We start from the raw sequence: 16,067 nt of genomic DNA, 5'->3' as shown, positions 1-16,067 counted from the left end.
TCTTTAGTGCGGCGTGTCGACCGGGGACACGCCCGCTTGCGCTCGGTGAAGGCGGCCGCTGATCCCCCACTGGGCGACCTTGACCAGCGCTTCGCGGATGTTCGATCCGCTCATCTTCGACACGCCGAGTTCGCGCTCGGTGAACGTGATCGGCACTTCGACGACGGCAAAGCCGTTGCTGACCGTGCGCCACGTCAGGTCGATCTGGAAGCAGTAGCCCTTGGAGTCGACGGCATCGAGGTCGATCTTCTCCAGCACCGCACGCCGGTAGGCGCGGAACCCGGCCGTGATGTCGTGCACGCCGATCCCGAGTAGCAGCCGCGAGTAGGTATTGGCGACCTTGGACAGCACGATGCGTCGCCACGGCCAGTTGCGGACCGTACCGCCGTCGACGTAGCGCGAGCCGATGGCCAAATCCGCTCCGGCGTCGACCGCGTCCAGCAAGCGGTGTAGCTGCTCGGGCGCGTGGCTGCCGTCGGCGTCCATCTCGACCAGCGTCGAGTACTGCCTGGCCAGGCCCCAGGCAAAGCCCGCGAGGTAGGCCGCGCCCAGGCCGTCCTTAATGGTGCGGTGCATCACGTGGATGCGCTCGAAACCGGCCTGGTGGTCAGCCTCTGCCAGCTCGTCGGCGAGCTGGCCGGTGCCATCGGGGCTGCTGTCGTCGACGACCAGGACATGGACGTCCGGGAGGGCCTCGTGTAGGCGCCGCAGAATGAGCGGCAGGTTCTCCCGTTCATTGAAAGTCGGAATGATCACCAGCGTGCGCTGGGTGGGGCGGTCGCCCGTCATATGGCTCCTCTGTCTGGCCCTCGGCGGGCTGCATCTCGGCCGTGGTGCTCAGCCGCAGTGTCGTGGTCGGATCTGTCCGCGGCGGGCGCGCCCTGCTTCGCCGACCGCAGCCGACGGCGATTCGGACGCATGAACCATCCATTGTGCAATATTCCGGCAAACACGGCCCCGATGCCCGCCACCACCAGGACCCACCCCAGGATGTCGCCCCAGCGGGTCGCCGGGGTCAACGCCGTCTTCAGACGCACCTGGCTGACCAGGTAAGCCGGCTGGAAAAAGGCCGTTCGCTCCAGCTCACCGCCGTCCGGGGCGATGACCGCGCTGATCCCGACGGTCCCGGCGACGACGACGTATCGGTCATGCTCGACGGCGCGCACCTTGTCGAAGGCCAGTTGCTGCTCGCTCATGGCCTGGTTGAAGGTGGCGTTGTTGCTGGGCATGGCGAGTATCTGCGCGCCGTTGCGCACCGACTCGCGTGCGGCGCGGTCGAAAATCACTTCCCAGCAGGTGGCCACCCCGACGGGGATGCCCGCGGCGTGCACCACCCCGCTGCTCTGCCCCGGCACGAAATGACCGGCCCACTCGGCATACCGGGACAGGTGGCGGAAAAACCCCGGCCAGGGCAGATACTCCCCGAACGGCTGGACGATCTGCTTGTCGTGGCGTTCGCCTGGGCCGGTGACCGGATTCCAGACGATCACGGTATTGGTGTACGCCGGATCGTCGGGCGGCCGCTTCGGAACGTCGAGCACGGTTCCGACCAGGATCGGCGCGCCGATCGCATCGGCCGCGACGTTCATTTGTTGCCCGGCGTCCGGGTTGGCCAGCGGATCGATATCAGAGGCGTCTTCCGGCCAGACGACGAATTGGGGTTGCGGCGCGCTGCCGGCATGCACGTCGTCGGCCAGCCGAAGGGTTTCCCTGACGTGATTGTCGAGCACCGCCCGGCGCTGCGAGTTGAAGTCGAGCCCGAGCCGGGGCACGTTGCCCTGCACCGCCGCCACCGTGACCGTGGGTTCGTCGCCGGCGCCGGCGCCGGAGCGCCGGACCGCCGGCCAGACGGCGACGCTGGCGAACAGCACCGCACAGATGCAGATGGCCGGCACCAGCACCGCCGGCGGCGTGTCGGCGGCTAACCGCCGGGATTTGTGCCACCAGGACACGATTTCCACGGCTATCGCGGTCAGGCTGGACCCGAGCAGCACGATGGCCAGCGACAGCAGTGGCGGCCCGCCCAGGCGGACCAGCGGCAAGAACGGCCCACTGGTTTGACCGAACGCCACGACACCCCAGGGGAACCCACCGAACGGAACGGACGACTTCAGCCACTCCTGCACCGCCCACGCCGCAGCGAACCACACCGGCCAGCCCGGCAGTCGGCGAACCGCGACCGCCAGCAGCCCGAAGATGCCGGGAAACACTGCGGAGACTGTCGCCAACGCGATCCACGGGATCGCGCCGACCAGCATGGCAATCCAGGGCAGCAGCGGCAGGTAAAACACCAGGCCCAGCAGAAAGCCGTATCCGAAACCGCCCACCGGCCTGGTTGCGGCGCGGGTCAACACCCAGGCCAGCAGCGCGAATGCGACGACTGCGGCCCACCACCAGTCGGTCGGCGGGAAGCTGGCACAGAGCAACAGCCCGGAGGCGATGGTGGCGCCCAACCGGGTCGCTCGTGGCCGCAGTGCCTTGGCGGTCTTGGGCAGCACACGCTCGCGCAGGATGGGGCCGACCTTCCCAAGTTGCCGGCGCGCCGCCGCCCCGAGTCGCGCAGCAACACTCGGCGATTCGTCGTCGTCGGCGTCCGGTATCGGGACATCCCCGGTGTCGTCGACGTCAACCGCCGGGATGATCTCGGTGACATCGTCGAAGCGCCCCCGCCGAGAAAACCGGCGCTCTCGGTCAGCCATAGATGACCGCACCCCGGCGCACGGTCTGCCGGCAGTGCGGCATAGCGTCGGTGTGACTCAGCCGTGGCAGAGCGGGCACCCGCGAACGCGGGTCCGTCGACCACCGCTGAACGGCGGTATTCGGCGCAGCGACATCGAGCTCACCGACCTCCCACACGGCGTACGACGCGGGCGCGCCGGGCACCAAGGTGCCGGTCAACCCGTCGTGGACCCCGGCCGCTCGCCAACCACCCCGAGTGGCGGCAGCAAATGCCGCCCGCGGTGACACCGCGCTGTCGGGTGTCTGATGACAGACCGCCGCGCGAACACCCAGCCAGGGATTGAGGTCCGTCACCGGAGCGTCGGACCCGAACGCGAGAGGCACGCCTTGGGATGCTAACAGCGCAACTGGATTGAGGGATCTACCTCGATCGATGCCCAAACGTTGGGCATACATGCCGTCGGCGCCGCCCCACCGGGCGTCGAAGTTGGGCTGGATGCTGGCCACGACGCCCCAAGCGCCGAGTCGGGCGGCCTGCTCGGCGGTCACCATCTCCACATGCTCCAACCGGTGCCCGCACCGGGCCACCGCGGCGACGCCGAGCTCCTCGACCACCCGCTCGAAGGCAGCGACCGCCGCCGACACCGCGGCATCGCCGATGACGTGGAAGCCGGCCGTCACACCCGCCTGCGTGCAGGCCCGCACATGCGCGGTGATCGCTTCGGGCTCGAGGTAGCAGTTACCGACGCACTCTGGAGCGTCGGCGTAGGGCTCGCACAGCCAAGCCGTGCGCGAGCCCAGCGCGCCGTCGATGAACAAGTCACCCGCCAACCCGTGCGCCCCGGTTTCAGCTATCAGCTCACGCGCCCGCGCCGGGCTGGTCACCGCCTCTCCCCAGTAGCCGATCACCTCGACTCCGGACTGCTCGGCGCGCAGCTCACGCCAATCGTCCAGTCCGCCGATGTCAGGTCCCGCGCATTCATGCACTGCGACGATGCCGGCCGCGGCGGCGGCCGCCAGTGCTGCGGCACGGGCTGCGGCGCGTTGCGTGCTGGTCAGTAGGTCGCGGGCGGCGGCGCGGATCAGGTGGTGGGCGTCGCCGGACAGCGGTCCGTGTTCGCTGAAGCCGCTGGCCGCCGCCAACTCAGGTACTCGTCGCCGCAGGCCGCTGGAGGCCAGTGCGGAATGCAAATCCACTCGGGTCAGGTAGGCGGGCCGATCGCCGAGCAGCGCGTCCAGCTCGGCCGCGGACGGCGCAGCGCTGTCGGGCCAGCGTGATTCATCCCAGCCGTGGCCCCACACCAGCGGATCGGGATGGCTGGCGGCGTGCTCGGCGATGAGCGCCAGGCAGTGCTCGCGTGATGTTGCCGCGCCCAGATCCAGCCCGGTCAGCAAAAGCCCGGTCGCGGTGAGATGGATGTGGCTGTCGACGAACCCCGGCGCGACGAAGGCGCCGTCGAGGTCGACGACGGTGGCGCCGGGAAACTGGTCGCGGCCGACGGCGTCACTGCCCAACCAAGCGATCACCCCGTCGCGCACCGCCATCGCGGTGGCATCAGGGTGGCTCGGGCTGTGTATCCGCCCGTTGACCAACAAAGTTGTCACAGCCGCAAAACTAAGGCAGCGCAGGTGGCTCTGGATCAGTGGCGTCAGTGACGTCAGTGACCTCGCCGTCGATGACGTCGCGGGTGCGGCGCCGGCCGGCGAACCAGGTTGCGGCTACCAGCGGCCAGCCCAGGCCGCGGGCAGCGATCGCGGCCACCACCGGACGGGCGGCCGTTCGAGTGGGTGGCAACAACAGCAGCAGACCCATCGCGCTGCTGACCAGTCCCGGAACGACGAGCAGCACGGCACCGATAGCGGTCACTGCGGTGTCTGTCACCGGACTTCTGCCTGCCAACACCTCGATTACTTGCCGTTTGATCCGCGAACCGGCCACAGCTATCCCGACGAGGAAGGTGCCGAGCAGCACGAGCAGGGTCCATCCGAGCCCGATCGTGGACGCCAACGCCACCACCACCGCCAGCTCGACGACCACGTAAATCAGAAACAGTCGCGACACCATGCAATGGCAACGTGTCGAGCGTGCACCGGAGTTCCGTCGCGCTCCGGCGCACGGTTAGATATCTTTTCGTGACGACAATCGAAATGGCCGCTCCGGCCGGGCCCATCGACGCGTTGCTCGACATCCCCGACGGGCCGGGCCCCTTTCCCGGCGTGGTGGTGGTCCACGACGCGATCGGCTACGGGCCGGACAAAGAGTCAATCAACGCTCATGTGGCCGCAGCGGGATACATCGCCATCACTCCGAATCTCTTCGCGCGGGGTGGACGTGCGCGCTGCGTCATCAAGGTGATGCGGGAGTTGCTGACCCAGCGTGGCCACTCTCTCGACGACATCCTGGCCGCCCGGGACTACCTGTTGTCGATGCCCCAATGCACTGGAAAAGTCGGCATCGCAGGGTTCTGCATGGGCGGTCAGTTTGCATTAGTCATGTCGCCCAAAGGATTTGGTGCCTCGGCACCATTCTATGGCGCCCCGCTGCCGCGCAACCTCAGCGAAACACTGGACGGCGCCTGCCCGATCGTGGCCAGCTTCGGCGCCCGCGACCCACTGGGCATCGGGGCGCCCAAAAAGCTGCAGCGGGTGCTCGAGCAAAAGGGCATCCCCAGCGATGTCAAGGTCTATCCCCGCGTGGGGCACAGCTTTGCCAACAAGCTGCCCGCTCAGCCGTTGCTGCGAGTCACCGGATTCGGATACAACGAGACGGCAACCCAGGATGCCTGGGCCCGGGTTTTCGGGTTCTTCCGGGAGCACCTGCAGACGTAACGAACTGCCTAGGGACTCAGCCTCAGTTCCACACCCACATTGTTTTGCATGCCGCCGCGCAGCTTGCTGAAGAGGTTGAACACCCGACCGATCAGTCCGTACCGCTTGCCAATGGCGTTGTAGACGGCGCCGTTGTGTGACTTGTCGAGAATCCTCGCCGTGGCCTCGACGGCCTCGCTCTTGGGCCGACCGCGTAGGTCGCACGCCGCCAGCGTCACCCGTGGGGTGTTGCGGATCCGCTTGACCTTCCACGACGTCTCCGGCGTGATGACCAACAACCGCTCGCCGTCCGCAGCGGCCCAAACCGGTGTCGGCTTTTCTCGACCGTCTTTGGTGAACGTGGTCAACAGCACGTATTGGGACTTGGCGAGGTCGGCGAAGGTCGGTTGCATGGGATAAATCTACGGGGTTCGGCCCGCGCTGATAAGGCGCGCGAGCTGGTCGCGTCGTTTGATGTCGAGCTTGGTGAAAATGCGATAGAGGTGTCCTTCCACCGTTCGCACCGATACGGACAACTTGTCCGCTATCTGCCGGTTCGACAGTCCGGCGGCGACCAGCAGCGCTACCTGGTATTCGCGATCACTGATCGGCAGCGGCTGTGCGGCCGCGTTGACTGCAGGTGTTCGTGATTCACTCTGGCTGGCCAGCCAGTACGCACGCGTCGACGACTCTAATTCCTTGCCGCGATGGCCAATCCGTGCATGCTCGCGGGCAGCCTCCGCCGCCGCATCCGCAGCCAGTGCCAAGGCGCCGAGTTCCGCGAACCGTTCGGCCGCGGCGTTCAGCACGTCAGGATCGTGGCCGGCCAGACCACGCGCGTGGTCTGCGACCGTTTGCGCTAATGCGGTGCCGAGGATTTCAGCGAGCTCACCCAGCCGGGCGGCGTGTGAGCCGTCGCCAAGCCGTACGGCGGTATGCAACGCCCGCATCTCGATGGCGTGCATCCCCGCGTTTCGCGCGATCTGCGCTGCGCACACCGAATGATGTTGGGCTGCTGCCGTTTCGCCGGCAGATGCTCTCTCCCACGCGCGGGCGATTTCGAGTTCGGGCGCGAATACCGCCACTTGCGGCCCGTAGGCAGCCTCCGCGCTTTGCAGCGCCGCCGCGGCGGCGGCGCGGTTGCCGCGCGCGCCTTCTGCCTGGGCGTGCCAGGCAGCCACCAGCATCGTCCACGGAGGCGGAACACCTTGCGATAGCGTGGATATCGAATCATCGAATGCGGAGGACGCGTACTGCAGTGCGCCGCCCGCGAGGTGCACGAGGCCAAATATCGCAGCCACCATGGCTTCTGCCGCGGGCGTGCCCGCCGCCATCCGGGCATAGCGTTGGGCGGCCTGTTCGGCTGCCGGATGATCACCGGCGGCCGTGAGTGTCATCACCTCGACCATGCCGAGCGCGAACCGTTGCGCTCCCGCCTCGCCGGACGTCGCGGCCTGCAAGCCCACGTCGATGATGCGCTTGGCTTCACCGAAGCGACCCCCGAAGGTCAGCGCGCAAGCTGTCGGCACTGCCGTCCATACGGTTGCCAGCGGCAACGCGCTGGTTGCGCACAGGTGCGGGCCCATTTCGCTTGTCCCCGCGGCATCGCCGGAAAAGAAGGCAAACGAGAGTTGAATGGCGTTGACCATCGCGGCGCCCAGTTCGGATCCGATGCGAGCCCGCAGGTCTGTCAATACCTGCCGCGCGGGACCGACGCGCCGGCAAACCCAGAACAGGTTTGCCGCGCGCAGACAACCCCATCGCATGGTCATCCGTTCGTCGTCGCCGTTGGGGTTGAACGCCGACAGCACCTCTTCGGCCTCTTCGCCGGCACCTTGCCAACTCAGCGATTCGGCGAGCACGATCGCGGCCGGCAAGCCGGCGCCGCAGTCGTAGGCGAACCGGGCCAATTCCTCGGCGTAGCCATGGTTTGACATCGTCGTCGCGCTTGCCGCGGCAGTGACGATCGCGGCGAGGTCGGGTTCGGCGTCGCTGCGCATCATGTACTGGGCGAGGCGAATCTGGCCGCGCAGGTCGGGTATTCTGCGGTCCCGCCTTTTCGAGCGCAAGTGCTTCTGAAGAGCTTGCGCCAGCTGACCATTGAGCTGTCGCGAACGCGCCACACCGGCGCGTCGGAGTGCCGCGTCACCAAGGACGGGATGATTCAAGCGCACAACGGTGTCCGGCCCGTCATCGGTCAGCTGGATGAGGCCGCGGTCCCGCAACCGACTCAATGCTTCCGACTCGCACAGGACGCGCAAGACCTCCCAATCGAGTAACTCTGCGGTGGCCAGGATTTCTATGGCTTCCAACTCTTTTGGAGCGAGAGACTCCAGTTGTGAGTCGAGCAGGTTGTAAAGCTCGCGATCTGCGCGCAGCGGACCCCGGAGTTGCCAGCGCCCTTCGGTCTGGACCAGAACGCCATTTTCTCGGCCCGCGTTCAGCAGACCGCACAGTAGTAGCGCGTTGCCCCCGCTGCGGTCGTACAGTTCGTCAACCAGGTGAGCATCGGCGGGGCCGCCGAGCGTCTGGCTGGCAAGCTGTCCGGTCTGCTCGCGGCTGAATGGCTGGATATGCAAGCTCAGCAAGAGTCGCTCGTTCAGCAGCGCGCTCACCGGGTCGCGCACCGCTTCGCCCGAACAGATTGTCACGATCAGCCGAGCACTGCGGCTGGCCGCGAGCCGGTACGCCAAGCTGGCCGATGCCGAATCAAGCAGGTGGGCATCACCGACGACGACAACGAGATCGGCTTGCTGCGTGAGAATTTCGTCATATTCGGTTTCGGTGCCTAGCCCGAATCGTACGGTCCGTCCGCTGGCCTCGATCGTCTCGGCGAGCCTGCCGGCAAGGGTTGACTTGCCCACCCCTCTGGCGCCTGTCAGCGCGACGCCCCGAAACTCCCCGTTGTCGTCGAGTGCCGCCAATGCCTGGCGGAACTCGCCGTCGCGGGCCACCGTCAACCACATCGACGCGGTTTCGCTCTGCACCGTATTCAGGAACCTTTCAGCTACGAAGCCTGCGCAGAACGTACCCAAACTTCGCGCCCGGGTTGCCCGGATGTCGATATTGGGAAGAAATTGTGTGGCGCTAGTCCTCGAAATGTCGCTCGCGGTCCCAGCGTTCCAGCCACGACTGCAGGCTATTGAGCCCGAATAGAATAAGAACCAGCATCGCAATTATTAATGCGTCCAATAAGGCGGTCATGGTCGGTCCATCCGTTTGTCGCTGACGAAAGCAACGTATGGCCGTCAATTGACGCCGAGCACGCGTAGTGGACTACCTGTTTTTGCTCAAGGCTGTGCCAGGCCGGCGCGCACGACGCTGCCCAATTCGTCGCGGTTGTTCACGCCGACCCGCTGACAGGCTCGGTACACGTGCCCCTCAACCGTACGCACCGACATCATCAGCCGCTCGGCGATCTCCCGGTTGGTCAAACCCGCCACGACCAGTTCGATCACTTCGCGCTGACGCCCGCTCAACGGAAGCCCGACCGCGCTGCGCAGCGCCGGTGTGCACAAGCCGCCACATTCATCGGACAGTTCGCGCGCTACCGCAGCCGCGTAGAGCCCACGCTGGCGGTGTTGGCTGCTCAGCAGGACCGCGGCCGCCTGCGCAGCGGCGTCGGCGGCCGCCGCCCGATCACCGATCGCCCGGTACCCCGATGCCGCGGCAAGCAAGCCTTCCCCATCGCTGTCGGCCAACGCATTAGCGTGTCGCGCAACGGTATTGGCGAGCGGGAGTGCTAAGGCATCGGCAAGTTCGCACGCTCGGCCGGCCGCCGATGCGTCGCCCCATTGAGCCGCCGCTTGGATGCATGCCAATTCGTGGGTTGGTTGACCACGGTCATGTGCTTCCCGCGCGGCATTGCTCACCTCGGCGACCGCATCGCCGATGAGCCCTTTGGCCGCCAACGTCCACCCAATCGCCAGTGATAACGCGGTCTGCATGAAAAGATAGTCGGGCGGTACGGCCCGCCTCGCCTCGGCGAGCGCTTCCTCCGCAGCATCCGGTTGCCCCAACTTGGCGTAAGCCTCGGCCAACCCAAAGCAACTAGCTGGACGCAAACCAGTCGTCGCACCGTGCTTTTCGATCCCAGCACGAGCTTCCCGCAGCAATCCGACGGCTTTACCGACATCACCGCGGACCAAGTGGGCGTGGCCCACCAAAAAGGCCAGATTAGCGTAGGCGAAGCCGGGAACGTCGCGCGCCGACTCGGCGATCCGCTTCGCCGATTGGACGCCCTCATCGATGCGACCGGTCAATCGGCATGCGCGGGCGTAGACGGCCCCGAACCAGAACCGAGTCGGCGACGATTCGAACGCTGTGATCGCCCGGTTGATCGCTTGTTCGGCGACAACGGTCAGGTCGTCGACATGACCGAGTGCGCCCATCGCCATAACCAGCGCGACCGATGCCATCATTGCGTGAAAGTCCGATAGGGTTTCGGAATCCAGTGCCGCCCTGGCGTTTTGCTCAGCCAACGCACAACGGCCGAATACCGCGTCGACGCATGCCTGCACCGCCAGGCGCGCGTCGCGATCGGCCGGTGTCTCAGCCTGCCCGGTCAGGCCGTCCAGAATCGCGGCGGCTTCGGCGGGGCGGCCGAGCATCCACACCAAGTTGGCGGCACGAACGGTCGACCATCGGTGCTTGTCGGGACGATCGCTTTCACACAGCTCTTGCAGGACTTCCTCGGCCTGCTGCCCAAGGCCGCGCATAACGAGGGACATGCCCCGCATGGGCGCGGCGTCGGGCGCCCCGCAGGCGGCTGCCGCCGCCGCGAAACGGTCGGCCGACTCCGGATCCAGCAGCGTCATCGCGCAGCGCGCGGCCGTCAAGTACAGGTCGGGGTCGGGCGGGAGATCGGATTCGAGAGTGAGTAAGGCCCGTCGTACCGTTGCGCGCATGTCCCGGTCGGTTTCCTGGCCGAGTCGCTGTGCCAGCCGACCGCGCACCTTGGAAAGGTGCATCTCTCCGGCGGTCGCGCGGCGAAGCTCACCGATCAACGGATGGGCGAGCCGGGCCAACCGGTCGCCATCGACTCGCTCGACGGTGACCAGATGCATCTGCTCGGCCGCCTCGAGGTCCGCGCGGCTCACGACGTCGCAGAGCACCGTCACGCTCAACGGCTCGCACTGTGAGAGGGTGTCGACGACACGCGCCACGCCCGGGGTTACCCGCCCAAGCTGTCGGGCCACCATGTCGCTGAGATTCTGCGAGACCGCGACGTCTCCGTCCCACATCCACACTCCGGCGACTTGCCGCATCCGGCCGGCCGCAAGCTGGTCGGCTATCAGCTGCCGCAAAAACAGCGCGTTGCCATCGGTCAGCGTCCAGAACCGCTCGGCGCTACGGGCATCCACCGGCCCGCCGACGCTGGCTTCGATCAACGCGCGGGTCGCCTCAGCGGACAGCGGTTCGAGATCCAGCCGAGTGAGCAGCCCGTCCTTCCACAACGCCGTCACCGCATCGGGTTCTTCAGCGCCGGTGCGTACGGTCACCACCAACCGCGGGCCTCTGGTCTGCGCCAGCTGGTGCACGACGTGCGCGGACAATCCGTCCAGAAGATGCGCGTCGTCGACGCCCACCAAGACTCGGCCCTGGCGCTGTTGGGCCACAAAGGTTTTGATCAACCGTTGCACGTTGGGCACCGGATCAGTGATCGAATCGGTGAGCAGAGCCGTGAACGCACCCAGCGGAAGGGGCCGCGCCGATTCGGTCCCGATGATCCAGTTGGTGCGGTCGCCGGCGGCCGCGGCGCGGGCCAGTACCTCGCGGGCGAGCCGGGTTTTGCCCACACCGGGTGCTCCGGCGATGATCACGCCGGAGTAATTGCCGGACCCTCGCAGTACCCGGCCGATATTGCGCAGTTCGCTGTCTCGGCCGGCCAGCGGATCACCGCTGATCACGCCGGGACTATAACCTCGTTTACCTGCCTGACGAGGCATTTCAGCACCTATTCAAAACCTATTCAAACCAGGGCGCTCAAGGTCGAGTAGTCGGCTACGCTGTCCGGCGCCGCTCACCCACCTGACCATTGCTTTTGTCAGACAACTCGACGAAAGCGGGTGCGCAATGGCCAAGGTTGGTGACCACGCGGTGGTACTGGGTGCGAGCATGGCAGGGCTGGTGACCGCGCGGGTGTTATCCGACTTCTTCGACACGGTCACGGTAGTGGAACGCGACACGCTGCCCGACACGGCCGCCAACCGCCGCGGCGTTCCGCAGGGGCGCCATCTGCATGCCCTATTAGCCAGGGGCGCCGATGTTTTGGACGAGCTGTTCCCCGGCATCTTGAACGAACTCACGACCGGCGGTGTGCCGTACTTCGACGGCCAGGACTTGTCGAAGTTGCACTACAACCTGGGCGGTCACCGGGCCATCAGCGCGGGCTCAACCGAAAAGTTCAACCTCTATCTGACCAGCAGACCCTTCCTGGAGCACCACGTCCGCCGGCAGGTGCGTCACATCGCCAACATCACCGTGGCCGAGGAACACGATGTGGTGGATCTGACGTCGACACCGGACGGCGCCCGCGTCACCGGCGCCCGGATCGTCGACCGGCGTAGCCGGCACGAAGCGACCTTGGCGGCCGAACTGGTCGTCGACGCCACTGGTCGTGCCGCCCGGACGCCGACGTGGCTGGAGCAGCTGGGCTATGGCCGTCCAGTCGAAGACCACGTAACGATGCAGCTGGCCTATTCCAGTCAGCTGATGCGGATACGCCCCGGCGCGCTGCACGAAATGGGCGTGATCGTGGGCGTTGTGCCCGGCCGACCCACCGGAATGGGCCTTTTCGACTGTGAGGACGGCAAGTCGGTCATGACCGTGATGGGAATGGCCGGCCGGGTTCCGCCTCGCGAGTTCTCCGCGTTGTGCGAATGGGTGGAGGAATTCGCGCCCCCGCATGTGCTGGCCGCGGTGCGCGACGCCGAACTCATCGGCGACGTAGCCCATCACCGCACTCCGTGCAGCCAGTGGCGCCGCTATGACAAGATGCGGCGGTTCCCAAAGGGACTGCTCGTCATCGGTGACGCGATCTGCAGCTTCAACCCGATCTACGGGCAGGGTATGACGGTTGCCGCGCTGGAGGCTCTGGCCCTGCGTGACTGTTTGGCCTGCGGCACAGACGATCTGGCGCGGCGATTCTTCAGGGCCGCGGCACGGCCGATCCGGCAGGCCTGGCAACTGGCGGCCGGCGGTGACCTCGCGCTGCCCGAGATCCCGGGCGAACGGTCACTGATCACACGGCTGCTCAACGGTTACGTGGATCGGGTTCTCGCCGCCGCAGAATTCGATGCTGCCGTATTCAGTCAGTTCGCCAGGGTAACCAGCCTGATGGATCCGCCGACCAGACTGCTGCGGCCGGCCATGTTGTGGCGGGCAGCATCAGCCGACTACCGCCGGCGGCATCGGCGCGGCGAGGCTGTGGAGCCGGTCGGCGTGGCCGAGACGATTCCGATTTGAGGGGTATCGGCGTCGTCTCGGCCATTCGATCGGTGGATCATCGCGGCATCCGTCGCCAAATGAACTGGGGCAGCATTCGCATCACCACCGACGCAGGCCGCAACGTCCGCGGGATCCACACCGTGCGGCGACCTTTGGCGAGCGCCCGCGCCGTCGCCGCCGCGACTTGCGCGGGAGTGCTGGGCAGCGGTGCCGGCGTCATACCCTGCGTCATGCGCCCGATCACGAATCCCGGTCGCACGATAAGCACCCGAACGCCGGTGCCGTGCAACGCATCAGCCAGTCCGCTGGCGAAGCCGTCCAACCCGGCTTTGGCCGAGCCGTAGACGTAGTTGGCGCGACGGACCCGCACCCCGGCGATCGAGGAGAACACCACCAGCGTTCCGTGGCCGGCCGTGCGCATGGCCGCCGCCAGATGGGTCAGCAGGCTGACCTGAGCGACGTAGTCGGTGTGCACGATGGCCACCGCATGCCTGGCGTCGGTTTCGGCGCGGGCCTGCTCGCCGAGGATGCCGAAGGCGAGCACCGCGATATCGATCGGCCCGTGGGCTGCAACGACCGAGGAGACGAGCGGGCCGTGGGAGTCCAGGTCGTCGGCGTCGAACTCGCGAGTATGCACCGCCACCGCCCCGGCGGCGCGCACCACAGACACCTGATCGGAGAGCCGGTCGGCGCCGCGCGCTGCCAGCACCACCGTCGCACCGGGTGCGAGGCGAAGCGCGAGTTCGGTTCCGATTTCGCTGCGGCCGCCGAGGATCAGCACCGTGCCGGCGCCCGTGTCTTTCACGGAAGCGATTATGTCCTGCGCTAGCGTGAGCAGTAATGGCGAACACCACCACCCGCTTGACCAACGACGCGTTGGCGTTCCTCACCGAACGCCATCTGGCCATGCTGACCACGCTGCGTGCGGACAACTCGCCGCATGTGGTGGCGGTGGGTTTCACCTTCGACCCCAAGACACATATCGCCCGGGTGATCACCACCGGCGGTTCTCAGAAGGCGGTCAACGCTGAGCGGGGCGGAGTCGCGGTGCTCAGCCAGGTCGACGGCGCGCGGTGGTTGTCGTTAGAGGGCAAAGCCAGTGTGAACAAAGACATCGACGCCGTCCGCGATGCCGAACTTCGCTATGCCCAGCGTTACCGCACACCACGGGAGAATCCGCGCCGGGTGGTCATCGAGGTGCGGGTGGAGCGGGTGCTCGGATCAGCGACCCTGCTCGACCACCGCAAGCGCTAGCTGGTGCGGGCGTCGCGGGCGCCGGGTGCCCGGATGACGAGCGGCACTGCCGGGAAGTAGGCTGCCATCTCCGGCCGCGACTTCGCCAGTGCGGCGGTGCCGTAACCGCGGTGCCGGCACTCCGGGTGGATCCAGATCCGGACATGCACCTCGTGGCCGATCAGCTCACCGAACACCATGCCGACCTTCTTGGTGCCGTCGACCGCGACAAACCAGGCGGCGTCCTCGGCGTCGATCCTTGCCAGCGCCGAGCGGATCTCGTCGTCGAGGCTCCCGGCCGGGCCGCCTGAGCCGTCGCCGGCGCCGCCCATCTCCTCGGTGCGGGCGGCGAAGATGTCGCGATCGGGTTCCCCGGCGAAGGGGCGTAGCACCAACGTGTCCCCGGAGCTCGCCGGCCGCTCCTTGAGGGTGAAGCTCAGCTGGGTGTTCAGATCTTCGAGCTCGGCGGCGATCCTCTTACGCGAGTCTTTGGTGAGCTGATCGAATGACATCCCCATCACCGCTTCGCTACCCCGCCGCGAGGTCCCCAGCAATTCCGCGATTGCGTCGACTGCGGCCGGCCGATCGTCGGCTTCCACGATGGCGTCGAGCACCTCGTGGCGACGTTCGAGGGCGACGAGCAGCGCGTCGGCGATCTCCCGACGGGCAGCTGCGCGGTCGTGATTGCTCATCGCTTGAGCGTACGCCGACTGGGCGCACGCCGATTCGCTCAGCTGATCGGCACCACGATCAGCTCGTGCGGTCGGTTGTTGACCGGCTCCGCGCCGTTCTCGGTGACCACGACGATGTCTTCGATGCGGGCCCCCCACCGGCCGGGGAAATAGATGCCCGGCTCCACCGAGAACGCCATGCCGGCGGTCAACGGCAGAGTATTGCCGGCGACGATGTAGGGCTCTTCGTGCACCGACAAGCCTATTCCGTGTCCGGTGCGGTGCACGAAATACTCGCCGAGCCCGGCCTCGGTCAACACGTCGCGTGCGGCGGCGTCCACTTGTTCGGCGGTCACTCCCGGGCGCACCGCATCGACCGCTGCTTGCTGAGCCCGCTGTAACACCGAATAGTGTTGCGCTACTTCAGGGCTGGGCTCTCCCAAGCTGTAAGTGCGCGTCGAGTCGGACTGATATCCCGGTTCGTAGCACCCGCCGATGTCGACAACCACGATGTCGCCGGCGCGCAGTTGCCGGTCCGAGCACCCGTGATGCGGGTCGGCACCGTGCGGCCCGGAGCCGACGATGATGAATGCCACCTCCGAATGGCCTTCGGCGACAATCGCTTCCGCAATATCGGCGGCGACGTCGGCCTCGGTTCGGCCGGGAGCCAGGAACTCCGGCACCCGGGCGTGCACCCGGTCGATGGCCGCACCGGCTTTGCGCAACGCGTCGATTTCGGCGTCGTCCTTGACCATCCGCAGCTCGCGCAGCACACCGGTGGCCAAAATCGGTACCACGCCAAGGACATCGGCGAGCGGCAGCAAGTGCAGCGCAGGCATCGAATCGGTGACCGCAATGGCCGCCGGTGCGCCGCCGAGTGCGGTGGCGACCAGTTGATAGGGGTCCTGGCCGTCGACCCAGTCGGCCACCGCCACACCCAAGTCGGCGGCGGCGGATTCCTTGAGCGCGGCCAACTCCAACCGCGGCACCACCACGGTCGGCTCACCGGCGACGGGCAGCACCAACGCGGTCAGCCGCTCGAAGGTTTGCGCGCGTGAACCGATCAGATACCGCAAGTCGTAGCCCGGGGTGATGACCAGGCCGGCGAGTCCGGCGTCGGCGGTGGCAGCGGCCGCCGCGGCCAACCTGCGGGCATACACGTCTGTGGGGAATCGAGGGTTCACCTCAGCAAGGCTAGCGAGCGCCGCATTGCAATGACTCTGCGCA

General features: G+C 66.9%; 13 protein-coding genes. 3 read left to right on the top strand and 10 right to left on the bottom strand.

Features of this window, described 5'->3' with window-relative positions; translation table 11 throughout:
* Nucleotides 1-3: 3 nt before the first annotated feature.
* The 4 genes from MSP7336_RS23855 to MSP7336_RS16350 all read right to left on the bottom strand — a co-directional run bounded on the left by MSP7336_RS23855 (nucleotide 4) and on the right by MSP7336_RS16350 (nucleotide 4,741).
* Nucleotides 4-789, bottom strand: a complete 786-nt coding sequence (locus MSP7336_RS23855; protein ID WP_069397998.1) for a polyprenol monophosphomannose synthase — start codon at nucleotides 787-789, stop codon at nucleotides 4-6.
* Entirely contained in the window at nucleotides 786-2,699 is a 1,914-nt protein-coding gene (lnt, locus tag MSP7336_RS16360) for an apolipoprotein N-acyltransferase (protein WP_181786802.1), read from the bottom strand. Before lnt ends, MSP7336_RS23855 begins: the two co-directional genes overlap by 4 nt.
* Nucleotides 2,692-4,224, bottom strand: a complete 1,533-nt coding sequence (locus MSP7336_RS16355) for an amidohydrolase (protein WP_084226629.1) — start codon at nucleotides 4,222-4,224, stop codon at nucleotides 2,692-2,694. The genes lnt and MSP7336_RS16355 overlap by 8 nt, the downstream gene beginning before the upstream one ends.
* A 70-nt stretch (nucleotides 4,225-4,294) precedes the next feature.
* Nucleotides 4,295-4,741, bottom strand: a complete 447-nt coding sequence (locus tag MSP7336_RS16350; RefSeq protein WP_372507685.1) for an FxsA family protein — start codon at nucleotides 4,739-4,741, stop codon at nucleotides 4,295-4,297.
* Between the two features lie 71 nt (nucleotides 4,742-4,812).
* Between MSP7336_RS16350 and MSP7336_RS16345 the strand changes: the two genes are divergently transcribed.
* Entirely contained in the window at nucleotides 4,813-5,508 is a 696-nt protein-coding gene (locus tag MSP7336_RS16345) for a dienelactone hydrolase family protein (RefSeq protein ID WP_069398002.1), read from the top strand.
* Nucleotides 5,509-5,516: 8 nt separating this feature from the next.
* Here MSP7336_RS16345 and MSP7336_RS16340 read toward each other — a convergent pair whose 3' ends face one another.
* The 3 genes from MSP7336_RS16340 to MSP7336_RS16330 form a co-directional block, all read right to left on the bottom strand.
* Nucleotides 5,517-5,900 carry a PPOX class F420-dependent oxidoreductase gene (locus tag MSP7336_RS16340; protein WP_069398003.1) on the bottom strand — a complete coding sequence of 128 codons (384 nt, stop codon included), beginning with the start codon at nucleotides 5,898-5,900 and terminating at the stop codon, nucleotides 5,517-5,519.
* A gap of 9 nt (nucleotides 5,901-5,909) precedes the next feature.
* Nucleotides 5,910-8,453 (bottom strand): helix-turn-helix transcriptional regulator, encoded by a 2,544-nt coding sequence (locus MSP7336_RS16335; protein ID WP_113964969.1) that lies wholly within the window; start codon nucleotides 8,451-8,453, stop codon nucleotides 5,910-5,912.
* Between the two features lie 324 nt (nucleotides 8,454-8,777).
* Entirely contained in the window at nucleotides 8,778-11,396 is a 2,619-nt protein-coding gene (locus MSP7336_RS16330; protein ID WP_113964133.1) for a helix-turn-helix transcriptional regulator, read from the bottom strand.
* Nucleotides 11,397-11,562: 166 nt separating this feature from the next.
* Here MSP7336_RS16330 and MSP7336_RS16325 point away from each other — a divergent pair, with 166 nt between their 5' ends.
* Complete coding sequence (locus MSP7336_RS16325) at nucleotides 11,563-12,954, top strand: FAD-dependent oxidoreductase (protein WP_113964132.1); 1,392 nt, start codon at nucleotides 11,563-11,565, stop codon at nucleotides 12,952-12,954.
* A gap of 37 nt (nucleotides 12,955-12,991) precedes the next feature.
* On the opposite strand, the gene dprE2 is transcribed toward MSP7336_RS16325, so the two are convergent.
* Entirely contained in the window at nucleotides 12,992-13,741 is a 750-nt protein-coding gene (dprE2, locus tag MSP7336_RS16320; protein ID WP_113964131.1) for a decaprenylphospho-beta-D-erythro-pentofuranosid-2-ulose 2-reductase, read from the bottom strand.
* 35 nt (nucleotides 13,742-13,776) lie between these two features.
* Here dprE2 and MSP7336_RS16315 point away from each other — a divergent pair, with 35 nt between their 5' ends.
* Nucleotides 13,777-14,190 carry a F420-dependent biliverdin reductase gene (locus MSP7336_RS16315; RefSeq protein ID WP_113964130.1) on the top strand — a complete coding sequence of 138 codons (414 nt, stop codon included), beginning with the start codon at nucleotides 13,777-13,779 and terminating at the stop codon, nucleotides 14,188-14,190.
* Here MSP7336_RS16315 and MSP7336_RS16310 read toward each other — a convergent pair.
* Nucleotides 14,187-14,861 carry a GNAT family N-acetyltransferase gene (locus MSP7336_RS16310; RefSeq protein ID WP_113964129.1) on the bottom strand — a complete coding sequence of 225 codons (675 nt, stop codon included), beginning with the start codon at nucleotides 14,859-14,861 and terminating at the stop codon, nucleotides 14,187-14,189. The two genes, MSP7336_RS16315 and MSP7336_RS16310, sit on opposite strands and share 4 nt — an antisense overlap.
* 38 nt (nucleotides 14,862-14,899) lie before the next feature.
* Nucleotides 14,900-16,024, bottom strand: a complete 1,125-nt coding sequence (locus MSP7336_RS16305; RefSeq protein WP_244917480.1) for a M24 family metallopeptidase — start codon at nucleotides 16,022-16,024, stop codon at nucleotides 14,900-14,902.
* Between the last annotated feature and the right edge of the window lie 43 nt (nucleotides 16,025-16,067).

Origin of the sequence: Mycobacterium shimoidei, from assembly GCF_900417275.1 — a bacterium.
Lineage (GTDB): Bacteria > Actinomycetota > Actinomycetes > Mycobacteriales > Mycobacteriaceae > Mycobacterium > Mycobacterium shimoidei.
Note: the sequence above shows the minus strand (reverse complement) of the source record. Positions and strands in the feature narration are given on the sequence as shown.

What these genes read in the sequence shown, in the direction of transcription:
- MSP7336_RS23855 (WP_069397998.1), bottom strand. Translation starts at nt 789, where the DNA reads ATGACGGGCGACCGCCCCACCCAGCGCACGCTGGTGATCATTCCGACT.
- lnt (WP_181786802.1), bottom strand. Translation starts at nt 2,699, where the DNA reads ATGGCTGACCGAGAGCGCCGGTTTTCTCGGCGGGGGCGCTTCGACGAT.
- MSP7336_RS16355 (WP_084226629.1), bottom strand. Translation starts at nt 4,224, where the DNA reads ATGGCGGTGCGCGACGGGGTGATCGCTTGGTTGGGCAGTGACGCCGTC.
- MSP7336_RS16340 (WP_069398003.1), bottom strand. Translation starts at nt 5,900, where the DNA reads ATGCAACCGACCTTCGCCGACCTCGCCAAGTCCCAATACGTGCTGTTG.
- MSP7336_RS16335 (WP_113964969.1), bottom strand. Translation starts at nt 8,453, where the DNA reads ATGTGGTTGACGGTGGCCCGCGACGGCGAGTTCCGCCAGGCATTGGCG.
- MSP7336_RS16325 (WP_113964132.1), top strand. Translation starts at nt 11,563, where the DNA reads ATGGCCAAGGTTGGTGACCACGCGGTGGTACTGGGTGCGAGCATGGCA.
- MSP7336_RS16315 (WP_113964130.1), top strand. Translation starts at nt 13,777, where the DNA reads ATGGCGAACACCACCACCCGCTTGACCAACGACGCGTTGGCGTTCCTC.
- MSP7336_RS16310 (WP_113964129.1), bottom strand. Translation starts at nt 14,861, where the DNA reads ATGAGCAATCACGACCGCGCAGCTGCCCGTCGGGAGATCGCCGACGCG.